A 26,833-nucleotide genomic window follows, 5' to 3' on the forward strand; every position below is an offset into this window, starting at 1 on the left:
GAAGGAATGATATCGGAAAAAATCAATATCTCACTGGATCATCCCATCATGAAGGGCCATATGGTCTTTGGTGAAGCGGTATTGCCCGGTCTTGCTTATATCGATTTGATTTATCAGGTTTTTCAGGAACACGGTTATGTATACAATGAGCTCGAATTGAAGCACGTTACGATTTATCAGCCTTTAACCGTCAGTGAAACGGCTGCAATCATTCTGACCATTCAATGTTCTGATAGCGGAGATGGAAAGTGGCTCATCTCCCTTTCAGGGCAGAAACAGCAAGGTGACGAGCTGTCAGACAATATACAATATGCGACGGCTGAAATGGTGAAAAGGGACGCTGTCACATTTGACGAAACCATTGATTTCGGCGATGTGAAGCAGTCAGGCAGATCTCTGAATCTTGATGACATGTATAACCGCTGCCTGGATCATGACTTGGTTCATTCCGGCATGATGAAATCGAACGGACGATTGTACGAAACAGAAGGCGGCATGCTGGCTGAGCTTTCTTGCGAAGAAGGAAAAGATTTCTTTTTATTCCATCCGGCCCTTTTGGATGCGAGCGGAATCGGGGCGAGCGGTTTGCTTTCTGAAACAAACCGGCTTCACCTGCCTTTATATTATGAATCGTTCACGGCCGCCGACAGGCTGCAATCAGAGTGCACGGCGCGTATCGCCGCTTCCGGCGTCCGTCAGGAAAAAGAACTCACAACGATGACGATCGAGTACTTCAGCCGATCCGGACAAAAGGTGGCGGAGCTTAAAAACATTACGGGAAAAGCGGTTCGGCTCGAAGAAGACGCGAATACAGCCGAACAGAATCAACAGGCTGCAACTGAGCCGGAAAGCACAGATGAAAAAGACATCATTCTGTTTTTAAAGAAGCTTTTGGCTGATAAGCTTGGTCAGCCTTGGGAGACGTTGGACGTTCTTGCAGGCTACTATGAGCTTGGGCTGGATTCATCTTCTTTGCTTGAGATTGTACAGGATATCAGTAAAAAGACGGGTGCGGACCTCGCGCCCACTCTTCTCTTTGAATATACAAATATAAAAGAACTCGCAGCCTTTTTGAAAAAGACCGTTTCATTTGAATGTGCGGAACGTGCAGCCGAACCATCACGGTCTGAAGCTGAAGCACCGGACGCGCCAGAACATCATAAAAACACCGGAGACATCGCGATTATCGGAATGGCCGGCCGCTATCCGAAAGCGAAAAGTGTGGCGGAGTTTTGGGAAAACCTGAAGGCAGGCACGGATTGCATCACAGAAGTTCCGAAGTCCCGATGGGATTGGAAAACATATCAAAACGTAACGTCCCCGTCTGGAAAAACAGTATCAAAATGGGGCGGTTTCATTGACGATGCCGACTGCTTCGATCCGCAGTTTTTCAGAATCTCACCGCGTGAGGCGGAAACGATGGACCCGCAGGAGCGCCTGTTTTTAGAAACATGCTGGGAAACGATTGAAGATGCGGGGTATACGCCTGAAACGCTGGGGAATAAAGGGGAGAAACAGCATCCGATCGGCGTATTTGCAGGGGTGATGCATAAAGATTATTCCTTAATCGGCGCAGAACAATTATCTGAAACTGATCCTTTTCCGGTTTCACTGAATTATGCGCAGATCGCCAACAGAGTGTCCTATTATTGTGACTTCCACGGGCCGAGCATCGCGGTGGATACCGTTTGTTCCTCATCATTGACCGCCGTCCATCTGGCCATTGAAAGCATCCGCCGCGGCGAATGTGAAGCCGCGCTTGCGGGAGGGGTGAACTTGTCGCTGCACCCGGCGAAATATCTCAGCTACGGAAGCGTGGGCATGCACTCAAGTGACGGCCGCTGCCGTACATTCGGCGAGGGCGGGGACGGCTACGTTTCCGGAGAAGGAGTCGGTGCGGTATTGCTCAAGCCGCTGGAAAAAGCCGAACAAGACGGCGACCGCATTTACGCGGTCATTAAAGGAAGCGCCGTTAACCACGTAGGGAAAGTAAGCGGAATTACCGTCCCGAGTCCTGCTGCACAGGCAGAAGTCATTAAGGCCTGTCTGAAAAAAGCAGGTATCAGCCCGCGGACCGTCAGTTATGTGGAAGCCCATGGCACGGGTACCTCGTTAGGAGACCCGATTGAAATTGAAGGTCTGTCAAAAGCGTTCAGCCAAGGGACGCAGGATCAGCAATTTTGTTCCATCGGTTCGGTCAAATCAAATATCGGCCACGCAGAATCAGCGGCGGGGATCAGCGGGTTAACAAAAGCGGCGCTGCAGCTTCATCACAAAACGCTTGTCAAATCACTGCATTCTGCGGAATTAAATCCTTACCTGAAATTTGAGGGATCTCCTTTTTACGTACAGCAGCAGACTGCTCCGTGGAAGCAGCCGGCAGCCGAAGAAAACGGTAAAGTCACACATTATCCGCGCCGGGCCGGACTCAGTTCCTTCGGTGCATCAGGTTCGAATGCCCATATCATTTTAGAAGAATACATTCAGCCTGAACAAAAAGCGCCTGCACCTGAGAACGATGCAGCAAAACTCATCCCGCTGTCAGCAAGAAATAAAGACAGGCTTCTGGCCTATGCGGAAAAACTAGCCCGATCGCTTTCAGAAAAGACGGTGCTGTCTGAACTGGCTTATACTCTTCAGACAGGACGTGAAGCAATGGAGGAGAGAGCTGTCTTCCTTGTAAATGACACCCGCGACTTGAAAGAAAAGCTGAATGATTTCGTAAAAGGAAACGAAAACATCCCCGGTCTTTGGCGCGGACAAGCCGAGCTGCCGGAACTGAGCGAACCCGCTCCTGAGACGGATGATCCGATACGGCTTGCCGAGTTATGGGCAGAAGGGAAAATAATAGATTGGAATAAGCTGTACGGTTCATATAAACCGCGTAAAACAAGCGTTCCGACGTATCCGTTTGCAAAAGAACGCTATTGGATTCCGCAGCAGAAAAAACAGGAGAAAAGCCCGTCAGGCACAGTGCTGCATCCGCTTTTACAAGAAAATACGTCAGATTTTTCGCAGCAGCGCTTCACGTCTCTTTTTACCGGAGATGAATTTTTCCTATCTGACCATGTCGTCAACGGACAAAAAATACTGCCGGGTGTCGCCTATTTGGAAATGGCCGCAGAGGCGGTCAAAAAGGCCGCTGCCGTGACGGAAAAAGACCATAGCGTCACACTCAGGCAGGTTGTTTGGGTCCGTCCGGTCATAATTGAAGACAAGCCGAAAGAAATACATATCGCCCTTTACCCAGAAGATAATGGTGAGATTACCTATGAAATATACAGTGAGGCGGAAAACGACGAAGATCCGGTTATTCACAGCCAGGGTGAAGCGGTCATTACCGAACAGGGCAGCGCCCAGATAGATATCGAGTCTGTCAAAGCTTCCTGCAATTTAGGAATCGTGACTGCGGAAGAATGTTACGGTGCTTTTGAGAAGATCGGTCTGGATTACGGAGAGGCATACAGGGGCGTACAGCAGTTGCTGCTTGGAGAAGACCGATTATTGGCCCGTATTTCACTCCCAGCTGCCGTACATGACAAAAAAGAACAGTATACGCTTCACCCGAGTATGATGGACGCCGCTTTTCACGCTTCCGTCGGTCTGCTTGTCCGCTCGATACATGACGATGCAGACAGCCACGAGCTTTCTTTGCCGTTTGCGATGCAGGAAGTGGAAGTGTTCAGACCGTGTCCTGAACATATCTGGTCATATATCCGGTACACAGAAGGAAGCAAAGCAGATGACAACGTAAGAAAATTTGACATTGATATGTGTGATGATGCCGGTACGGTTTATGTCCGGATGAAAGGGGCGTCCGTCCGGGCGCTTGACACAAGCCAAACAGCGGGCGGAGAAACCTCGGAGGCGCCTGTCGGCCATACGATGCTGATTCCGGCTTGGGAGCCTGTTGCGCTTGAAAAAGCCGGGGAAGCAGCGGTGGATAAGCAGACGGCAGTATTCGGCGGAACGGATTCGAGACATACGCGCATAAAAGAACATCTGCCGAACGCTTCCTATTATCCGATCAGAGGTACGGATGATATCACATCTCTTACGCACATGCTTGAAGGACAAAAAGAACTGGAGCAAATCATTTGGCTTGCTCCGCAGGCTGAGAGTGCTGACAGCCTCAAGGAACAGGAAAGGAACGTTCTTCATGTGTTCAAGCTGATGAAAGCATTACTTGCCTTAGGGTACGGAGAAAAACGTTTGGACTGGTGCATCGTCACAGCAAATGCCCAGCCGTTTTCGGATCAAGACAGCGCCGACCCGTCACAAGCCGCAGTCAGCGGACTTGCCGGAACAATGGCGAAAGAATATCCGCATTGGCATATCCGCATGATTGACACAGAAACGGACGGCAGCTGGCCGATCGAAGAGGCGCTCAGTCTTTCTGCCGGGAAAAACGGTCAAATTTGGGCGTACCGCAATCAGCAGCTGTTTGAGCGGCAGCTGATCCCGCTTGACAATATGCCGAAAAACGGCACGCTGTACCAAACAGGCGGGGTTTATGCCGTGATCGGAGGCGCCGGATATCTTGGCGAGGCATGGAGTGAATACATGATCCGCCGCTACAAAGCACGCATCATTTGGATCGGAAGAAGCACACTGAATGATTCCATACAGGCGAAACTCGACCGGCTCAGCGCATTCGGTCCGGCGCCTGAATATGTTTCCGCCGATGCCGCCGACAGTTCTTCCTTAGAGCGGGCTTATCAGTTCATAAAAGAGCGCCACACAAAAATGAACGGAATCATCCACTCGGCAATGGATCTGTCTGAGCAAAGCTTAAATAATATGAAGACAGAAGAGTTCAAATCGGTGCTGCGGGCAAAAGCCGATGTAAGTGTGTCCATGGCGGAGGTATTTGGACGGGAGCCGCTTGACTTTGCGCTCTTCTTCTCCTCGCTTGTGGCATTTATTCATAACGTGAAACAAAGCCATTATGCCGCAGGATGCGCTTTCAGTGACGCATTTGCGAAGGAACTTGATCAGACATGGAATTGTCCGGTCAAAGTGATGAACTGGGGCTATTGGGGCAACAGCGAAGCGGCTGAAGACGGTGATTTTATTCAGCTGATGGATCAGATCGGATTGGGATTGATCGAACCGGACGCTGCAATGGAGGCGCTTGAAACCCTTATGACGCTGCCGATTGATCAGGCGGCCTTCATTCATACGACAAAACCGGTCGCAGTCGAAGGGATGAATGAAAGAGACAAGATTTCCGTTTATCCGCCTCAGCCGCTTGTCTTTTCACAACAGCCGAAGGTCGCTCCGCCCGGCGCACGTCTTGTTAGAGAGGCTGACCATCAGGAGCTCGATGATTTTCTGTATCAGCTTTTGATCGCCCAGCTTAAAGAAGCAGACTTGCTGACGCCGCAAAGCCTTAAAGCGTATGAGCCCGAACACGAATACTTTAAAAAATGGCTCAATCAAACGATCGCTTTCCTTCTGGAACATGGCTATCTGGAAGGGAATGCGGATTCATATAAACTGTCGGCGCGAGCCGAAAACACAACCGCCTCGCTATGGCAAAAATGGGAGCGGGAAAAAGAGGAATGGCTCAATAACGCCGATACAAAAGCGATGACTGTTTTAGCCGAGACGATGCTTAAAGCACTGCCGGACATTCTGCGGGAAGAAGTGCCGGCGACAGACATCATGTTCCCGCACTCTTCAATGGAACTTGTTGAAGGAATTTATAAGCGCAACCAAGTCGCGGATTACTTTAACAGCGCCCTGTCAGATACATTAACGGCTTATGTGAAAGAAAACATCAGCAAACATTCAAAAGCCGAGATCCGCATCCTGGAAATCGGAGCGGGCACAGGCGGCACAAGCGCAGGCATATTTGAAAAGCTTAGGCCGTATCAAAACCATATAAAAGAATACTGTTACACCGATGTATCGAAAGCTTTTCTCGTGCATGCGGAGACGGAATACGGCAAACGGAATCCTTATCTGACGTATCAGCTTTTTAACGCAGAAGCGCCGCTTGCCGGCCAGGACATAGAGCCGGGCGCATACGACATCGTCGTTGCGGCCAATGTGCTCCACGCGACGAAAGACATCCGCCAGACGCTGAGAAACGCCAAAGCCGTTTTAAAAGACAACGGTTTGCTGCTCTTAAATGAAATGGCGGGAAACAGCCTGTTCCCGCATATTACTTTCGGACTGCTTGAAGGCTGGTGGCTGCATGAAGATTCTGCCCTTCGTATTCCGGGGTGCCCGGGCTTGTATCCGGAAAGCTGGAAGCGCGTGTTAGAAAGTGAAGGCTGGCATTCTGTCTTCTTCCCGGCAGAAGCGGCACATGAATTAAGCCATCAGATTATAGCGGCAACAAGCAACGGCATTGTTCGCCAAAAAACGCTTAAATCAGGGGCCGAAAAACGGACCGCTCAGCCAAAAGCAGTACATGCGCCGGAACTTCAGGCGCAAACAACGGTGCAAAAAGGCGACACGTCTTTAACAGAAAAAAGCACCGAGTACTTGAAAACGTTAATCGGAGAAACATTAAAAATTCCGCCGGCTCAAATTGATCCGAAAGCGCCGCTTGAAAAATACGGAATTGATTCTATCGTCGTTGTACAGCTGACAAACGCGTTACGAAATGTATTGGACCAAGTCAGCAGCACTTTATTTTTTGAATATCAGACGATTGAGGCGCTCGTCGCTCACTTAATCAAAACGAAAAAAGACGCGATGATCAAACTGACGGGACAAACGCCTGTTCAGGAAGAACGGAAGGCATCACCAGAACCGCAGGCTGTACAGCCGGCTAAGCCGCTTCGCACTGACTGGCGGCGGAGGGAAAAACGGGCAGCCAAAGAGACGGTCCGGCAAAGTTCGGTTCGCGACGTGGCCATCATCGGTGTTTCAGGACGCTACCCGCAGGCAAAAACAGCGGCTGAGCTTTGGGCTAATATTAAAAAAGGAAAAAACTGCATAGAAGAAATCCCGCGGGAACGCTGGAACTGGAAGGATTACTACGATGAAGAGAAAGGTAAAGAAGGCTCTATTTATACGAAATGGGGCGGCTTCATTGAGGATATGGACAAGTTTGATCCGCTGTTCTTTCAGATTTCTCCTTTGGAAGCAGAGCGAATGGACCCGCAGGAGCGATTATTTTTAGAAACGGCGTATGCGAGTATCGAGGATGCCGGCTATACGCCTGACAACCTGTGCCAAAGCAGAAAAATCGGTGTTTTTGCCGGCGCGATGAACAAAAACTACCCGACAGGCTACGGCTACTGGTCCATTGCCAACAGGGTATCTTACCTTTTTGATTTCCAAGGGCCGAGCATTGCCGTTGATACAGCCTGCTCTTCTTCTTTGACGGCCATTCATCTGGCGCTTGAGAGCATATACAGCGGTTCAAGCGAATGCGCGATTGCCGGGGGCGTAAACATAGTGACCGATCCGATCCATTATATGAATCTGTCAGTCATGAACATGCTTTCCGCAGGTGACACGTGCAAATCGTTCGGAGACCGCGCGGATGGTTTTGTCGACGGAGAAGGGGTGGGCGCGGTCGTGTTAAAGCCGTTAGACCGAGCGATTGCCGACAACGATCACATTTACGGTGTGATTAAAGGAAGCACCATTAACAGCGGAGGCAAAACGAACGGATACACCGTTCCGAATCCGAATGCGCAGGCCGCCTTAATAAAAGAAGCTTTCCAAAGGGCAAACGTCCCGGCGCGCACCGTCAGTTATATTGAAGCCCACGGTACGGGCACCGCATTAGGAGATCCGATTGAAATCGCCGGATTAACGAAAGCATTTGAAGAGGATACAACAGACAAACAGTTTTGCGCCATCGGCTCCGCAAAATCAAATATCGGTCATTGTGAAAGCGCCGCGGGCATTGCGGGTCTGACAAAAATACTATTCCAGCTCAAAGACCGCCAAATTGCACCGTCCCTGCACGCGGAACAGCTGAATCCGAATATTGATTTCGCGTATACGCCGTTTGCCGTTCAGCAGGAGCTCGGTGAGTGGAAACGTCCCGTCATCGGCGGCAAAGAGCTTCCGAGAAGGGCGGGGTTAAGCAGCTTCGGCGCGGGAGGAGCAAACGCCCACCTCGTCATAGAAGAATATACGGCAGACAAAGAGCCTGATGAAACGCCGGCAGATCAGTCCGCCATCATCGTCCTGTCCGCGAAAAACAGCGAACGGCTCACTGAAAAAGCAAAACAGCTCAGAGACGCCATCCGTGAAAAAAGATACAGCGGCAGCGACCTTATGAGCATAGCCTTTACTCTTCAGACGGGCCGGGTGCCGATGGAAGAGCGTCTCGGTTTTATCGTCCATTCACTTTATGAACTTGAGGAAAAACTGAATGGATTTATCGCCGGACAAAACAGCGCCGGACTGCACCGTGACGGCACGGAAGAAAACAAACGGATGCTTGCCGTATTTTCGGCGGATGATGATATGGAAACAATCATAGACGCTTGGATCAGCAAACGGAAATATTCTAAGCTGCTTGAGCTTTGGGTAAAAGGATTGGACATCGATTGGGCGAAATTATACGGAGACCGTCCTCCGGCCCGCATCAGCCTGCCTGCTTATCCGTTTGTGAAAGAACGCTTCTGGCATCAGCAGCCTGTACAAAGCAAGGCCGCGCCCGTTAACGCGCCGGCTGATGAAAGTGATCCGGCGGAACAATTTGAAGTAATGGCTTTTAGAGAAGTTCTTAAAGAACAGGCTCTGCCGGCTGCCGGAGCAAAGCAAGTCAAAACGGTGATTTCTTTCTTATCTGATCAGAAGAAGCAGCAGGAAGCCGTCTCTGTGGTCAAATCGTATGACAGTGACATTGACGTTATTTTTATCGCTCAGGGAGACCGGTATGAGGCTCTGTCCGCCGGCCGCTGCCAAGTGGTGCGGGAAGATCCGCAATCATATGTGAACGCTTTTGCGGATATTCAAAAAGAGTACGGTGAGGCTTCTGCCATTTTGTATTTATGGGCGCTTGAAGATAAAAGCTGCATCGAAGATTATTCATGTATCGTCCATATTCTCAAAGCAATGGCTGAGACCGGTCTGCAGCCGGAAAGGCTGTTATTGGCGGGGGAATATGCATCCGGTCTGGAAAGGTGCTACTTGGAATCATGGATCGGCTTTGAGCGTTCGCTCGGCATTGTTCTCCCGAAAACAAGTGTTACCGGCCACTTCAGAAAAGCCGGTGCGGCCATAACGGACTGGGTGAGAACCATTTGGGACGAGCTGAAAGCTGAAACAGACCATACTGTTTTCTTGGAAGAGGGAAAACGATATGTCTATCACACCGAACCAACCGGACTAACGAAAGAAAACGGCAGGATCAGAACCGGCGGAACATATCTCATTACAGGCGGATTAGGAGGGCTCGGCTACTTATTTGCCCGCCATCTGGCCCGGAACTACCAGGCAAATGTCATTCTCACGGGGCGGTCGCCGATCAATGAAGAAAAGAAAGAAAAAATGAAAGACCTGGAAAATCTCGGTGCGGGTGTTCTTTACGCCGAAGCCGATGTTTGTGATCCGATCGGAATGGGCGACTGCATCAAGCGCGCGAAAGAACGATTCGGAGCCATTCACGGCGTCATTCATGCGGCGGGCATCGAAAGCAGAACATCCGTCTTTGAAAATGAAATCGGGAATTTCCGCAGTACGCTTGAACCGAAAATAAACGGAAGCCTGCTTCTTGACGAGTGGCTGAAAAACGAAACGCCTGATTTCATCTGCTACTTTTCATCCACATCGGCTGTTTTAGGGGATTTCGGCTGCTGTGATTACGCGGTCGCGAACAGGTTTCAAATGGCGTATGCCCACTATAAAAACGAACAATCAGAAAGCGGAAACGCTTTTGTCATAAACTGGCCGGTCTGGAAAAACGGCAGAATGGCCGTCGGCGGTGAAGAGACGACGGGCATGTACTTGAAATCAAGCGGCCAGCGCCTTTTAGAAACAGATGAAGGCATTGAGCTTTTTGAGCGCATCATTTCTCAAGACAACACCCAGTGCCTTGTCATTGCCGGTGAAAGAAGCCGTGCCGAACGATTTTTAGGCATACGGCGGGACGATTCATTAAAAACGGATGCGCTTTTGGAAACCGTGAGCCGCCGCATCCCGGAAGAAAGCGCGGAAAAACGGCTCGAAGCGGATTTGAAAGAGCTGATACACAGTCTGCTGAAAATATCCAAAGATAAACTCGTCCTGCATAAAAACTGGGCGGAATTCGGATTTGATTCCATCTATTTAGCCAAATTTGCCGCTCTTTTGTCGAGTCATTACGGCATTGAAGTCACTCCGGCGTTATTTTACAGCTATGCCACGCTCGGAGACGTCATCAGCTATTACCTGACAGAACATAAAGAAGCGATCGAAACGTTTTACCGAACGGAAGAAACCGAAACAGAAGCCGCCGCTCCGGATAACAAGGAGTATACGGATCAGGAGATCATCGCCATGATGAAACAGGTCTCTGAGGGGACATTAGATTTTAAAAGAGTGCAAGACATCATAGAAGGGAGTAAGACCTATGAATCATAAAGAACTTCTCGATGCCTACAGATCAGGAACGCTCACCATCGCTGAAGTAGAACAAAAGCTTCAGGCTTTCAAGCGGACAACTGCAAAACGTCCGCTTTCTGAAGGCCAGAAAGGTTTGTGGATGCTTCAGAAAATGTTTCCGGAGATGAGCGCATATAACATTCCGTTATGCTTTCGTTTTCAAAAGCTGGATGTCGAGACATTCAAAAACGCCCTTTTGTCCGTGCAGCGCCAGCACCCTATTTTGACCAGTGTGATAAAAGAGGAAAACGGCCTTCCGTATCAGATAGAAGATACGGATCGGCATTTTCCGATTGAAGAAATGGATCTTTCCGAATTAAGCGGGCGTGACGCTCTTTCGTTTATTAAAGAAAAAGCAAAAGCACCGTTCTCGCTTGAAACCGGGCCGCTCCTGCGTGTTCAAGTATTCCGGCGGGCGAAGCGGGAGCCGATTGTGTTAATCACCATTCACCATATCATTTTTGACGGCGTCTCTCTTATGACGTTTATGTCGGCGCTGCTGGACGCTTATGCAAAAGCAAGTGAAGGCAAAGAACCTGTCATGCTTCAGCAGGCCGCAGATTATCATGACTTTGTGAAATGGGAAAAAGAGCTGCTGGAAAGCGAAGCGGGAAAAACGCATCTGTCTTATTGGAAAAAGCAGCTGAAAGGACCGCTGCCGGTGCTTGAGCTTCCGTCGGATTATCCGAGATCATCGGTCCAAACGTGCAGGGGGCAGGCGTATCAGCGCTTGCTTCCTGATGAACTGAACCGGCAGATTAAAGTTTGTGCCCAAAAAAATAATGTCAATGAATCCGTTGTGTATCTCGCTATTTTTAAAGGACTGCTCTATCAATATACGAATCAGGAAGATGTCATCGTCGGCATGCCGACGATGGGGCGTTCTGAGGCTCAATTTGAATCTGTCATCGGATACTTTATTAATATGATCGCGGTCAGAAGCAGGGAGACGGGCGCCAAATCTTTTACGTCGTTTTTGAAGGAGCTGCAGCTGACACTGGCAGAAGGGCTGGACCATGCCGCGTATCCGTTTCCCGCGCTTGTCAAAGAATTGAAGACGGAACGCTCGCCTGCGGTGTCGCCTGTTTTTCAAACCGCGTTTTTCTATCAAAACTTCTTCCGCACAGAAGGAGCGGAAAAGCTGACGGAACTATATCAATCACTCGGCATTGAAATGATAGAAGACATTCATCAGGAAGGCGAATTTGAGCTTGCGCTTGAAGTCTATAAAAAAGAAACGGGAACCGTCCTGCAATTTCTGTACAACCCGGATGTCTACAGCCCTTCTTTCATCGAACGGATGGCGGAGCATTATATGAAACTGGCAGAAAAGGTGCTTTCTGATCCGGAGATCGCTTTTGAAGCATGTTCCGGCCTGCTTAATCAAAAACGTGAAGCAAGCCGTTCATCCCATCAGCCGAATGAGCGCTGCATTCATGAAGTGTTTGCAGAAAAAGCCGGACGCCACCCTGACAGAGAAGCCGTCACATTCGGTGAAAACAGTCTTACATATCGCGAATTAGATGAACGAAGCACGGCGCTCGCTGTGTACCTGCAAGAAAAGGGCGTCACACCGGAATGCCCGGTCGGCATTTGTACGGAGCGTTCTTTTGAGATGGTCATCGGCATCCTCGCCATTTTAAAAGCGGGAGGCGCGTATGTGCCGCTGGACCCGGCTTTTCCAAACGAACGGATGGCGCACGTGTTGACTGACAGCGGCGTTTCAATTGTATTAACGCAGGAAAAGACGCGCTGCATGATTGAACAGTTGGCCATCGGCGGTGTGAGCACGGTGGAAATTGAAAACAGCGGACGTTCTGTCAGCGGGGCACAACTGACGCCGCGTTCAAAACCGCATCATCTCGCTTATATTCTATATACATCCGGAAGCACGGGAAAACCGAAAGGCGTCATGGTTGAGCACAGGGCCATCATGAATACGCTGCAGTTTTTGGAAGCTGAGTACCCGGTCGCTCAAGAGGATGCCTATTTGTTAAAAACGAATTACGTATTTGACGTTTCGATTTCTGAATTATTCGGCTGGTTTATCGGAAACGGACGGCTTGTCATTTTGCCGCCTGGTGCAGAAAAAAATCCGCAGCTTTGCATGGAATACATCCAAACCCACCAGGTCACGCATCTGAATTTTGCGCCCGCCGTGTTTAATGTGTTTCTGGAAACGGTAAAGCGGCATACGGCATTTACAGAAGACGGCCCTGTGAAGTATGTGATGGTGGCAGGTGAGGCGTTTCCGAAAGATTTAGTCAAAAAGTCAGTTTCCATCTTCAAACATGCCAGAATTGAAAACATATACGGCCCGACGGAAACATCCATTTATGCCGCTTACTACAGCTGCGGCCAAAAGGAAATCACAAGCAGGAATACGCCGATCGGGAAACCGATTCACAATACGCGGCTTTATATCGTCGATGAAAAGCTCAGCCCCGTCCCTGACGGTGTGGCCGGGGAGCTTTGCGTGGCCGGCGCCGGTCTGGCCAGAGGCTATTACAATCAGCCTGAGCTGACGGCGGCATCATTTATTGATAATCCGTTTAGTGAAGGAGAAAAACTTTACAAGACAGGTGATTTGGCCAGATGGCTGCCTGACGGAAATATAGAATATGCCGGCCGTATTGACAGTCAGGTGAAAATCCGCGGCTTCCGCATCGAATTGGGAGCGATTGAAACGAAATTGAGCGAACATCCGGATATCCTTGATCAGGCGGTAGTTGTTCAGGAAAAGAACGGACATAAAAAGCTGATTGCTTATTATACGGCCCGCTCCGGTCATACGGCAGATGAAAAAGCGCTCCGCAACCATCTTTTATCGAGTCTGCCGGATTATATGGCGCCTGCCCATTTTATCCGTCTGGATGCGCTGCCGTTAACACCGAGCGGAAAAGTGAACCGCAAAGACCTAAAACAGCGCAAGGTAATCGTTCACCGGTCTGAAAAGACGGGCAGACTGCCGTTATCAGAAGCGGAAGCGAAAGTGACCGCAATATGGGAAGACCTGCTGAATACGGCGGGCATCAAAACCGAAGACGGCTTTTTCGATGTGGGAGGAGACTCGCTTCTGGCTGTTGCAGCGGCAGAACGCATTAAACAGGAGCTGGAATGCGATTTTACCGTCACGGATTTATTCGAACACTCTACCATTCAGGCGATCAGCCGATTTATTGTTGAAACAAAACAGGCAGCTGAATCAGAGGTGCCCGGCCAAGATGAAAGAGAAAAAGAACATACACCGCAAAACGGGATGCCGTCTTACTTTGAAGACAGTGTGGCGATAGTGGGGATTTCCTGCCAGTTCCCCGGCGCGAAAAATCATCATGAGTTTTGGAAGCAGTTAAGAGAAGGAAAAGAAAGCGTCCGTTTCTACTCGGAAGAAGAACTTCGGGAAGCCGGTGTGCCTGAGGATTTGATCGAAAATCCCGACTATGTGCCGGCATTATCGACGATAGAAGGAAAAGATCTCTTTGACCCTGAGTTCTTTCACATTTCTCCGAAAGACGCAGAATTTATGGACCCTCAGCTTCGGCTTCTGCTGCTTCATTCTTGGAAAGCCGTCGAGGACGCGGGATATGTATCGAAAGAGATTCCGAAGACAAGCGTATATATGTCGGCAAGCAATAATTCGTATCGGTCGCTTTTGCCGGAAAAAACAACAGAAGGCCATGATTCTCCCGACGGCTATGTGTCATGGGTGTTAGCACAGAGCGGTACGATTCCGACGATGGTTTCCCATAAGCTCGGATTAAAAGGGCCAAGCTATTTCGTTCATTCCAATTGCTCATCATCATTAGTCGGTCTTTATTCAGCCTACAAAAGCATAACGAGCGGAGAATCGGAATACGCGCTCGTCGGCGGAGCAACTCTGCATGCAGCGACCGGCATCGGCTATGTGCACCAAAACGGATTGAATTTTTCAAGCGACGGGCATGTCAAGGCATTTGACGCTTCAGCCGACGGTATGGCGGGCGGAGAAGGAGCGGCCGTCATTCTGCTGAAAAAGGCGTCACAAGCCGTTCAGGACGGAGATCACATATACGCCATGCTCAGAGGCATCGGTCTGAACAATGACGGAGCGGATAAAGTCGGTTTTTACGCACCGAGTGTAAAAGGCCAGACTGACGTCATCCAGCATGTTTTAGACAGCACGAATATTCACCCGGAGACGATTTCCTATATCGAAGCGCACGGCACTGGAACGACATTGGGTGATCCGATTGAAATGTCCGCGCTGCAGCAAGTGTATAAACGTTACACGGACCGGGAGCAGTATTGCGGGATCGGCTCCGTAAAAACGAATATCGGACATTTGGATACAGCAGCAGGTCTGGCCGGGTGCATCAAAGTCGCCATGAGTTTATATCATCGGGAGCTGGCACCTACCATTAATTACACGTCACCGAATCCGAATATCAAATTCAGCGATTCGCCGTTTTATGTGGCGGATAAGCGAAAACCGCTTCCGGAGAGAGAGACGCCGCACCGCGCAGCGTTAAGCTCATTCGGACTCGGAGGAACAAACGCCCACGCCATTTTTGAACAGTATGAAAACAAAACGATCAGCGGATCAAATGACGGACAGCCGCCTTTTATCGTTCCGCTGTCAGCGAGAAATAAGCAGCGTCTTACTGCCTATGCATCTTGTTTATCCGGCTTTCTGGATGAAGCCGAAAACGATGTTTCCTTGCATGATCTGGCATTTACGTATCAGACCGGACGTGAAGCGATGGAAGAGAGAGCCGTTTTTATCAGTCATGATCGTCACGATTTGAAGCGTCAGCTGCAGGATTTTATCAACGGCAATGACCAAAACATCTTACGGGGCGAAAAAGTGAGAAGCAGAGGAGTGTCAGCTCAGGAGATGGAAGAGCTTGCGTCATGTCAGACACGGGATGAAAAGCTGAAAGCACTCGCGGCGCTCTGGGTTGAAGGAGCGCGTGTCGATTGGGGCTTATTGTATCAGGATTCCGCGCCGCAAAGAATCAGTGCGCCGACCTACCCGTTCGCAGAGGAGCGCTTCTGGCCGGAGGAAACTGTGAAGCAAACAGATACCAAACTTTTGCATCCGCTGGTACATCAGAATACATCTGTCTTGCAGGAGCAGCGGTTCAGTTCGGAATTCACGGGAAAAGAGTATTTTATTGCCGAGCATATCATTAAAGGAATGGCGATCGTGCCGGCTGCCGTTACCCTTGAGATGGCACGGGCCGCGGCGGAGAAAAGCATCGGCGGGGCAACAGAGGAATCTCTGGGCCTGCGCTTAAAGAATATCGTATGGGTCCGCCCGGTGATAGCCGATCAGGAGGCTGTCCGTGTCCATATCGGACTTTATGAAGAAGAGGACGGACAGATTCATTACAGAATGTACGGGGGTAACGATTCTATCGGTGAAGAAGCTCCTCTTTATAATCAGGGCATCGCTGAAATCATCCGGAAGGAACCGGAGGAAGCGGCGGATATTGAGCAGCTGAAGCGCCGGTGCACACAGGGAACAATCGAATCTCAAGCGTTTTACAAAGGAATGATCGGTGCTGATTACGGGCCCGGATACAAAGGGGTGCAGCTTGTATACAAAGGCGAAGACCGGCTGCTTGCTAAATTGAAGCTTCCTGAATCCGTCTCTCATACAAAAGCTGATTATATCCTTCATCCGAGTATGATGGACGGTGCGCTTCAGGCCGCCGAATATTTGCAAAACGTGACGAGAGCGCTGCTTACAGAAAGCGGGGAACCATTCAAAGCCGCATTGCCGTTTGCTTTAGAGGAGCTGGACGTTCTGAATCCGTGCGCTGATGATATGTGGGTGCACGTCACATTCAGTGCGAACAATAAAGCCGGCGATCCTATCCAAAAAGCCGATATTGATCTATATGACAATAACGGGGGGCTTTGTGTGCGGATGAGAGGTTTCTCAACGCGGATCATGGAAGAAAACGCGGGTGCCGGCGTTTCGGTCAGCCGTACGGACACATTGCTCGCTGAACCGGTCTGGAAAGAGCAGCCGGAACCGGCGGACCACGAGCCTTCGTATGAAGAGCATATCATTTTCCTTTGTGAGTACGATGAAGCTGTAAAACAGGCCGTGGAAGCAAAGCTTGAACATGCAAGCGTCATTATCTTGGACGCTCGTCCCGCATCCATTGCAGAGCGGTATCATTCTTATGCGGGCCAGCTGTTTGACCATATCAAAACCATAATGAAAAGCAAGCCGAAGGGCCGCGTTCTTCTTCAGGCTGTTACGCGGTCAGCAGGCTTACAGCAGGTGTTCTCAGGCATTACCGGCCTCTTCAAAACCGCGTGCCTTGAACATTCCAAGCTGATCTGTCAAATGATCGAAGCCGAGGAGGAAGAAAGTGCTGAAGGCATAGCGGAAAAAGCGTCCGAAAACCGTATGCATGCCGAAAGCGTCCATGTGAAATATGAAAACGGCAAGCGCTTTGCCGCTGGTTGGGGAGAAATGGATATACCTCGAGCGGAGCCGGACATTCCATGGAAAGACGAAGGCGTTTATCTCATTACAGGAGGAGCGGGAGGTTTAGGTCTGATTTTTGCAAAAGAGATCGCAAACCGTACAAAAGACACCGTCATCATACTAACCGGCCGGTCCGCTCTCAGAGAAAAGCAGAAAGACATGCTGGAAACAGTACGTGCTGCCGGCGCTTCTGTTTTCTACGAGCAGACCGATGTCACGGACGAAGCAGAAGTATACCGATTGATCCGCAATATCCGCAAACGGCACGGCAGGCTGGACGGGATTGTTCACAGTGCCGGCATTATAAAAGACAACTACATGGTGAAGAAGACGGCAGAGGAATACCAAGATGTTCTCGCTCCGAAAGTGAAGGGCCTTGTGTATCTTGATGAAGCGTCACAACATGAGAAATTAGATGTCTTTATTGTCTTCTCATCCTTATCAGGTGTGCTTGGAAGCGTCGGCCAGGCTGATTATGCGTCTGCAAATGTCTTTATGGAGATGTATGCCGAGTACCGCCGTTCTTTACAAGCCGCAGGACAAAGATACGGAAAGACGCTTTCTGTCAGCTGGCCGTTATGGAAAGAAGGCGGAATGCAGGCAGGAAAGCAGACGGAAGATATGCTGATGCAGGAGGCGGGAATCGCACCGCTCGGCACAGATGCCGGCATCAAGGCTTTATATCAAGGCTTGATGAGCGGGACAGCCCGGATGACGGTTCTTGAAGGAGATGTGAAACACATGAAAGCAAAACTGTTCCGCAAAGAGAATGATCATCCGGAAACAGAGACCGGCGTACGTCATGACATTGATGCTGACAGCCTGCTTGAAAAAGTGAAGCATCTGTTAAAACAGCAGACGGCCTCATTGTTAAAAGTAAACATTGACAAAATTGATCCTCATGAAGAAATGACAAAATACGGGCTGGATTCTATCTCGATGACTGAGTTTACGAACCAGTTAAACAAAACGTACCGGCTTACGTTAACGCCGACGATTTTCTTTGATCATCCGACAATCCATGAATTTGCCGTTCATTTAATCAGTGAATACGAAGAGGAATTTGCCGGACGGTTTGCGGTAAATACAAAAACGGTTCAATCGGCAAGACCGGTAAAAGAGACTCAAATCACGCGCCCGGCCGTTAAGCGACGCCGCACTCTGCCTGAGACACTTCCGCAGACAGTGCAGCGGGACCAAGGGCCGGAACCGATTGCAATCGTAGGCATCAGCGGGATTTTCCCGATGGCAGAAGACATTGAAGCTTACTGGCAGAACCTAAAAGAAGGCAAAGACTGCATGACCGAGATTCCGAAAGACCGCTGGGACTGGCGGGACTATTACGGAGATCCCGCAAAAGAAGCCAATAAAACAAACGTCAACCAAGGCGGGTTTATAGACGGAATTGCTGAATTTGATCCGTTGTTTTTCGGGATTTCACCGCGGGAAGCGGAGCAAATGGACCCTCAGCAGCGACTCTTGCTGACGCACGCGTGGAAAGCGATTGAAGATGCCGGATATGCGTCAAAGAGTCTCTCAGGCACAAAAACAGGTGTGTTTATCGGGACCGGAAATACCGGCTACGGTTCTCTTTTAGCCAATGCCGATGCCGAGATTGAAGGGTCATCCGCGGCGAATACAAGTCCGTCTGTCGGACCGAACCGTGTCAGCTATACGCTCAATCTGCACGGGCCGAGCGAACCGATTGATACCGCCTGCTCAAGCTCGCTCGTTGCCATACACCATGCCGTTTCTTCAATTGAAGAAGGGACGTGCGACATGGCTTTGGCGGGAGGAATCAATACGATTGTTCTTCCGGATGTGTATATCAGTTTTGACAAAGCAGGCGCGCTGAGTAAAGAAGGAAGATGCAAAACGTTCTCTGATCAGGCTGACGGTTTTGCCCATGGTGAAGGAGCAGGGCTCTTTTTCCTCAAAAAGCTGAAAGCCGCTGAGGCGGATGGGGACCATATTTACGGCGTCATTAAAGGAAGCGCGGTGAATCACGGCGGCCGTGCGGCATCTTTAACAACGCCTAACCCGAAACAACAGGCGGAAGTCATTAAAGCCGCATACAAAAAAGCGGGCATTGATCCGAAAACAGTCTCTTATATCGAAGCGCACGGCACCGGAACAGAACTGGGAGATCCCGTTGAAATTAACGGCCTGAAACAAGCGTTCAGCTCGTTTACAGACGGAAAAGAGAAAGCGGCCGGCTATTGCGGCTTAGGGTCGGTCAAAACGAATATCGGCCATTTATCCCTTGCCGCGGGAGCAGCGGGCATTATTAAAATTTTGCTGCAGATGAAGCATCGGACACTAGTAAAAAGTCTCCACTGTGAGACGGTAAATCCGTACATTCAGCTTGAAGACAGCCCGTTTTATCTGGTGCGGGAGACGATGGAATGGAAGACGCAGACGGACGAACGCGGAAACGAACAGCCGCGCCGCGCGGGCATCAGCTCATTCGGCATCGGAGGCGTAAATGCCCACGTCGTCATCGAAGAATACATTCCAGAAGACAGAGAGGAAGCAGATGATTCTCATATCGATTCATGTCTTTTCGTTCTGTCCGCCAAAAATGAAAAACGCTTGAAAGAGCAGGCAAAACAGCTGAAACGCGCGCTTACAGAAAAGCGGTACGATCAATCCTCCCTCGTTTCTATGGCATATACCCTCCAAATCGGAAGGGACGCCATGGAAGAACGCCTGGCGGTTATTGCCGGATCCGCAGAAGAACTGCAGGAAAAACTGTCACAGTTTATCACTGGAGATAAGCACGCGGACTTGTACAGAGGAAGAATAGACAAAGGCACGCTGCAAATGCTGACGGAAGATGAAGAAATTCAAGAAGCCGTTGAAAAATGGATGGCCCGCGGCAAATACGCGAAGCTGCTTGAATTGTGGGTCAAAGGGCTGAACGTCGATTGGGCGAAGCTGTATGGAGACCGGCCGCCTAAACGCATGAGCCTGCCGTCGTATCCTTTTGCAAAAGACCGTTATTGGGCGGCGAAACATACCGGAAAACACGAAAAAACAAGCACTATATCTGCCGGAAAACAAGACGCGCTTCATCCGCTTCTGCACAGAAATACTTCAAACCTTGCAGAACAGCGGTTCAGTTCAATCTATACAGGAGAAGAATTTTACCTTGCGGACCATGTTGTAAAAGGCGTGCCGATTTTACCGGGAGTGGCACATCTTGAAATGGCGCGCGCAGCAATGGAACAGGCATCTGAAGTTCCGGCCGGACTAGGAAGCGTCAAGCTTAAGAATACGGTTTGGGTGCGGCCGATCACCATTGAAGACGAGCCGGTTCATGTCAACATCCGTCTCATTCCTGAAACGGCAAATGACGTTCAATTCGACATTTACAGCGGCCGGGACACAGATCAGCCGTCCGTTTACAGCCAAGGGGCAGTATCAGTCCGCCCTGACGCCGAGGCTCCGGTCATTGATCTCCAAAAGCTGAGATCACAATCCGCCGAGACACCGTTTTCTGCAGATGAAGTGTACGATATGTACCGCAAAATCGGTTTTGATTACGGCCCGGCTTTCCGGGGTGTCAAAGCGATTTATACAGGTGATGATTTCGTATTGGGCAGACTGTCACTTGATGCGGCTTGTGCGGACACGGTACAGGAGTATGTCATGCATCCGGGCTTAATGGACTCTGCATTGCAGGCATCAAGCATATTAACCGGAACAAATGATGAAAAACTGATGCTTCCGTTTGCGGTTCAGGAGCTTGAAGTATTCAGCGCATGCGCTGCCGAGATGTGGGTTTACGCCAGACTTTCTGAAGACCACAAAGCCGGCCAGATTGAAAAGCGCGATCTTGATATTTGTGATGAAAACGGCAAGGTTTGCGTAAGGCTGAAAGGTTTGTCATTCAGAACGGCTGAAAAAGAACCTGAGAAAAAAGAAAAAGCTCCGGAAACGCTCATGCTTGAGCCGGTATGGAGCCGAAGCGATAAAACCGCCGTTCAAACGGAACCGGTTTTTGCCCGGCATATCGTGTTGCTTTGTGACACAGACGCCGGATTGAAACAAGCCGTTGAAGCCGCGGGAGCTGAATGTATTGAAATGACCTCCCAGCATGGGAAAGCGGCGGCGCGCTTCCGTGATTATACAGGACGGATATTGGAGACGCTGCAAAAACTGCTGAAGGAAGAGACGGATGGAGACGTCCTCATCCAGACGGTTCTCTCTAAAACAGATAAGCATCAGCTGCTCTCAGGCATTTCAGCTCTGTTAAAAACAGCCGGCCTGGAACATAAAAAACTGAAAACCCAGCTGATTGAAATAGAACCGGCGGAAAACGGCAGAATCACAGACATCATCAGAGAAAATAAAACACGGGCTGATGACAGCCATATCAATTATGAAAACGGCATCCGATACAGCGCAGATGTCAAAGAAACGGCCGTGTCCGGCGGCAAAATACGCATTCCGTGGAACGACGGAGGCATTTATCTCATTACCGGAGGAGCCGGGGGCTTAGGCTTTATTTTCGCGAAAGAAATCGCCCGCAAAGTCAAAGAGCCGACACTGGTTTTGACAGGCCGTTCCGCTTTAAGTGAGAATCAGCGGATGCAGCTGCAATCGCTTGAATCACTCGGAGCAAAAGCGGAATACAAGCAGGCTGACGTAACAGACGCTCAAACTGCGGCAGACCTGGTCAAAACAATTGAGACGGAATATGGCGGCCTTCACGGCATCATTCATAGCGCGGGTGTGATGAAAGATCAGTATATCGCAAAGAAAACAACCGAAGAGTTTTACAGTGTATTGGCTCCTAAAACGGACGGATTTGTCAACCTTGATGAAGCAACCGAGCATTTAGCACTGGACTTTTTCATTGTTTTCTCATCCATTTCCGGCGTCACCGGGAATGCGGGACAGGCGGATTACGCGGCGGCAAACGCATTTATGGACAGCTATGCGGCATACCGCAACGCGCTGGTTACGGCAATGTACCGCCACGGACATACATTGTCGGTCAATTGGCCGCTTTGGAAAGACGGCGGAATGCAAGTCAATGAAGAAATGGCGAAGCTCACCGAAAAAAGAACCGGTGTAACGCCGATGCGCACTGAGACCGGAATAGAAGCTCTTTACAAAGCATGGAGCACGGGGAAAACAAGCGTGCTCGTCATGGAAGGAAACCGCGCCGTAATGCGGGAAAAGCTGCTTCAAAAGACTCCTGCAGCCGCTTTTGCACCGGTTAAGAAAACGGATGAAACGCCTGCGCCGAAAGACCTGACGGCAAAACTTCAGGAATTGCTGGCAAAAGAGGTTTCCGGGCTTCTGAAAATAAACATTGAAGAAATCGATATCGAATTGGAGTTTAATCAATACGGATTTGATTCCATTACGCTGACGGAATTCGCCAACAAGCTGAATGACACTTATCAGCTTGATCTGACACCGACCGTATTTTTTGAATATGCGACGATTCAAGCCCTGGCGCATCATTTAGCAGAAGACTATCAAACACAATTTGCCGGCAGCACACAGCCGAAAGAAGAAAAACAAAGCGGCGTAACTGATGATGGCGGCATCAGACTGGCAGGGAACAAACGATTTGCAAAAACTGCCGTACAGCCTGTTCAGACTGCGGCTGAACATAAACCGGAACCGATCGCTATTGTCGGCATGAGCGGAGTGTTTCCGAAGGCAGCAAATATTGATGAGTATTGGCGCAACTTAGAAGAGGGAAAAGATTGTATAACAGAGGTTCCGGCGGATCGCTGGGACTGGCGTGAGTATTACGGTGACCCGCTTAATGAAGCCAACAAAACAAATGTAAAGTGGGGCGGGTTTATCGACGGAGTTGCGGATTTTGATCCGCTGTTCTTCGGAATTTCACCGCTGGAAGCCGAACAGATGGATCCCCAGCAGCGCTTGTTAATGATGTATGCGTGGAAGGCGATAGAAGATGCGGGATATTCCGCTAAAAGCCTTTCCGGCACGAAAACAGGCCTGTATATCGGCACGGGGAATACCGGATACGGTTCACTGTTTTCCGACCTGGATATCGGCGGTGCGTCAGCCGCAAATATGAGTCCGTCAGCGGGGCCGAACCGCGTCAGCTATATGCTTAATCTGCACGGGCCGAGTGAACCGATCGACACGGCTTGTTCCAGCTCGCTGGTCGCGATTCATCACGCCGTATGCGCCATTGAAAACGGGAACTGCGATATGGCGATCGCCGGCGGCGTGAATACCGTCGTCACACCGCAAGGCCACATCGCTTATGACAAAGCCGGCGCTCTGAGCAAAGAAGGGAAATGTAAAACATTCTCCGACAGGGCGGACGGATTTGCCGTCAGTGAAGGTGCCGGAATTCTGTTTTTGAAAAAGCTGTCAGAAGCGGAAAAAGCGGGCGATCATATCTACGGTGTCATCAAAGGCAGCGCGGTCAACCACGGCGGACGCGCGAACTCCTTGACGACACCGAACCCGAAAGCCCAGGCGGAAGTCGTCAGAACGGCTTATGACAAAGCAGGCATTGATCCGAGAACAGTCACTTATATAGAAGCGCACGGAACCGGAACGGAGCTTGGCGATCCGGTCGAAATCAACGGCCTGAAATCCGCCTTTCAAAAGCTGTACGAAAAAACAGGCGATTCCGCCGTTTACGCGAGTCACTGCGGTCTGGGATCGGCTAAAACCAATATCGGCCACCTGTCACTGGCAGCCGGTGTCGCGGGTGTGATCAAAGTGCTGATGCAGATGAAGCATAAAACACTTGCAAAAAGCCTCCACAGCGAGGTCATCAACCCGTATATCAAGCTGAAAGACAGTCCGTTTTACATCGTACAGGAAAAAAGAGAATGGACGGCATTGAAAGACGAAAACGGCAATCATCTGCCGCGCCGTGCGGGAATCAGTTCTTTCGGCATCGGCGGCGTAAACGCCCATGTCGTCATTGAAGAATATATCCCGAAGGTAGAAAGAAAAACAGCTGTTTTCACACACCCTCAAATCTTTGTGCTGTCGGCCAAAGAGGAAGAGCGTCTGCAGGAACAGGCGCAGCAGCTGGCGCAAGCTTCTTTTACGGATGCGGATCTTGCGGATGTTGCTTACACGCTTCAGCAGGGACGTGATGCGATGGAAGAAAGAGCGGCCATTATCGCTTCCTCGGCCGAAGAACTGCGGGACAAGCTAAAGAGCTGTGCGAAAGGACGTTATGATATAGCGGGCATTTATAAAGGAAAAGCGGGTAAAACCTCCCTGAAATCCATTCTGGCAGGCGCAAACGGCGAAGCGGATATCGAAGAGCTGATAAGCCGCCGAGAAAATGTCAAGCTTGCGGAATTATGGGTGCAGGGCGCGGATATCAAATGGGACGGCTTATATTCAGATATCAAGCCCCAACGGATGAGTCTTCCTGCTTACCCGTTTGCGAAAGAGCGGTACTGGATCACGGACAATCGGCCGAAAGCAGAGAAACCGCAAGCTGTGCCGACGTCGCGGGTGTTGCACCCGCTGCTTCACGAAAATGTATCAGATTTAACAGAGCAGCGGTACCGATCCGAATTTACGGGACAAGAGACGATTTTCACCGATCATCTTATTAAAGGCAAGCCGGTTATGCCGGGCGTCGCCTACTTGGAAATGGCTAGGGCGGCGGTTGCTCAGGCAGTCAAAGGGCAAAAGGAACGTCCGTATGTCACCCGCCTGAAAAACATCGTTTGGGTTCGGCCGATCGAAGCGGGAAACCGCCCGATTGAAGCGCAAATCAGCCTGAACCCGAGGGAAAACGGTGAAATCGTGTATGACATTTACACGGATTCACAAACAGAAGCAAGCGGCAGGCAGATACACTGTCAGGGTGCTGCCGGCATTCTCAGCGCCGGGGAGGCTCCGCACCGTGATATAGGCGCACTGAAAGCTCAATGCGGCCTCAGTATACTGACTTCTGAACAGTGTTACGGCTTATTCAGCAAAATCGGCATTGACTACGGTCCCGGACAACAAGGAATTCAGCACATTCATATCGGAAGCAATCAAGTATTAGCTGAGCTCCGGCTGCCTTCCTTCCTCGAAGAAACGGCAGATCAATACGTTCTTCACCCGTGTATGCTTGATTCAGCTTTGCAAGCGACAATCGGTCTGAAGCTGCACGCAGATGATAACCAGCTGTCACTGCCGTTCGCCCTTGAAGAACTGGACATTTTCAGCCCGTGCACGACAAGCATGTGGGCGTACGTCAGCTCCCGGGGAACGGATGAAAAAATACAGCGTATGGACATTGACTTATGCGATGAGACCGGCCGGGTCTGTGTCAGAATTAAAGGGATTTCTTCCAGAATGATGGAAGGCCCCGCGCCGGAAACATCATTAAATGGATCAAACCTTCTGGCTCCGGTGTGGGATCTCGCGGAATTCCGTGATCAAAGCCCGGCATATAAGACGGAAGAGGTTGTCTTTATCGCGGGGGATGAGGAAAGCGCGGTTTTTCAATTGCATCATCCTTCTGCGAAACGGCTTAATATCAACCCGGAGGATGAAATAGAGGCTGTTGCGGCTGAACTGAAAGCAACAGGGTCTTTCGGGCATATCGTATGGATCGCTCCTTTTCACAGCGCTGATGACATGGTAAAAGCTCAGGATGCGGGCGTCATCCAGATGTACAGAGTGATTAAGGCCATGCTTGCTTTAGGATATGGAGGCAAGCGAATCAGCTTGACTGCAGTCACAATAAAAACACAGTCCGTACAGCCGGCGGACATTATTGATCCGGCTCATGCAGGCATTCACGGTTTGGTCGGCTCGCTCGCAAAAGAGTATCCGAACTGGCAAACAAGGCTGATTGATGCCGGATGTCCGGAAGATGTTTCAAAGGCGGAGCTGTTCTCAGCGCCGTTTGATGAGCAAGGCAATACATGGGCGTACCGGAACAATCACTGGTACAAACAGCGCCTTATTCCTGTACAGCAGCCGGTGTCAAGCCGGCCCGCTTACCAACAAGGCGGCGTTTATGTTGTCATCGGCGGTGCGGGGGGCATCGGCGAGGCATGGAGCGAATATGCCGTGAAAACGTATCAGGCGCGAGTCGTTTGGATCGGCAGACGAAAACATAACAGCGCCATCCAGGAAAAAATCGACAGACTCAGCCAATTCGGCCCGGCGCCGATTTATATTGAAGCTGACGCGGCAAATCCGAATGAGCTCACACGGGCGTATGAAACGATCAAACGCACGCACCCGCAAATTAACGGAATCATCCATTCCGCAATTGTTTTAGAGGATCAGAGCCTGAAAAATATGCCGGAAAGCCGTTTTAAAAGCGTGCTCGCTGCAAAAGTCAATATCAGCGTGAATATGGCCCGCGTGTTCCAAAATGAGCCGCTGGACTTTGCTTTGTTCTTCTCATCTGTTCAATCATTTGCACGAGCAGCCGGACAAAGCAATTATGCTGCCGGATGCAGTTTCAAAGATGCCTTTGCCGCTCATTTGGCTCAAGTTCGGCCGTATTCGGCGGCAGTGATGAATTGGAGCTACTGGGGCAGTGTCGGAATCGTATCATCTGCCGAATATCAAGAACGGATGAAACTGGCGGGAGTCGGATCAATTGAAGCGCCGGAAGCAATGGCGGCGCTTGAACGATTGCTCGGCGGCCCATTGAATCAGTTCGTCATGATGAAACAGGCGGAAGAGCCGGAGGAAAAACCGGAAGAAATGATAGAAGTATACCCTGAACATCACGGCTCGGCGATGCAAAAACTGCGAAGCTATCAGCCTAAAGTAACAAGACATGTACAACAATTGAGTTAA

2 protein-coding genes are annotated in these 26,833 nt (G+C 50.2%); both read left to right on the plus strand.

All coding sequences use genetic code 11. From position 1 onward, the window contains the following. The first annotated feature begins 6 nt into the window (after positions 1 to 6). Positions 7 to 10,542, plus strand: coding sequence for a type I polyketide synthase (locus RUW00_RS02665; protein ID WP_280145109.1), 10,536 nt, complete (start codon positions 7 to 9; stop codon positions 10,540 to 10,542). Further along, positions 10,532 to 26,833 (plus strand): non-ribosomal peptide synthetase, encoded by a 16,302-nt coding sequence (locus RUW00_RS02670; RefSeq protein ID WP_280145110.1) that lies wholly within the window; start codon positions 10,532 to 10,534, stop codon positions 26,831 to 26,833. The genes RUW00_RS02665 and RUW00_RS02670 overlap by 11 nt, the downstream gene beginning before the upstream one ends.

It is taken from the genome of Bacillus sp. IS1, assembly GCF_032461585.1.
Lineage (GTDB): Bacteria > Bacillota > Bacilli > Bacillales > Bacillaceae > Bacillus > Bacillus velezensis.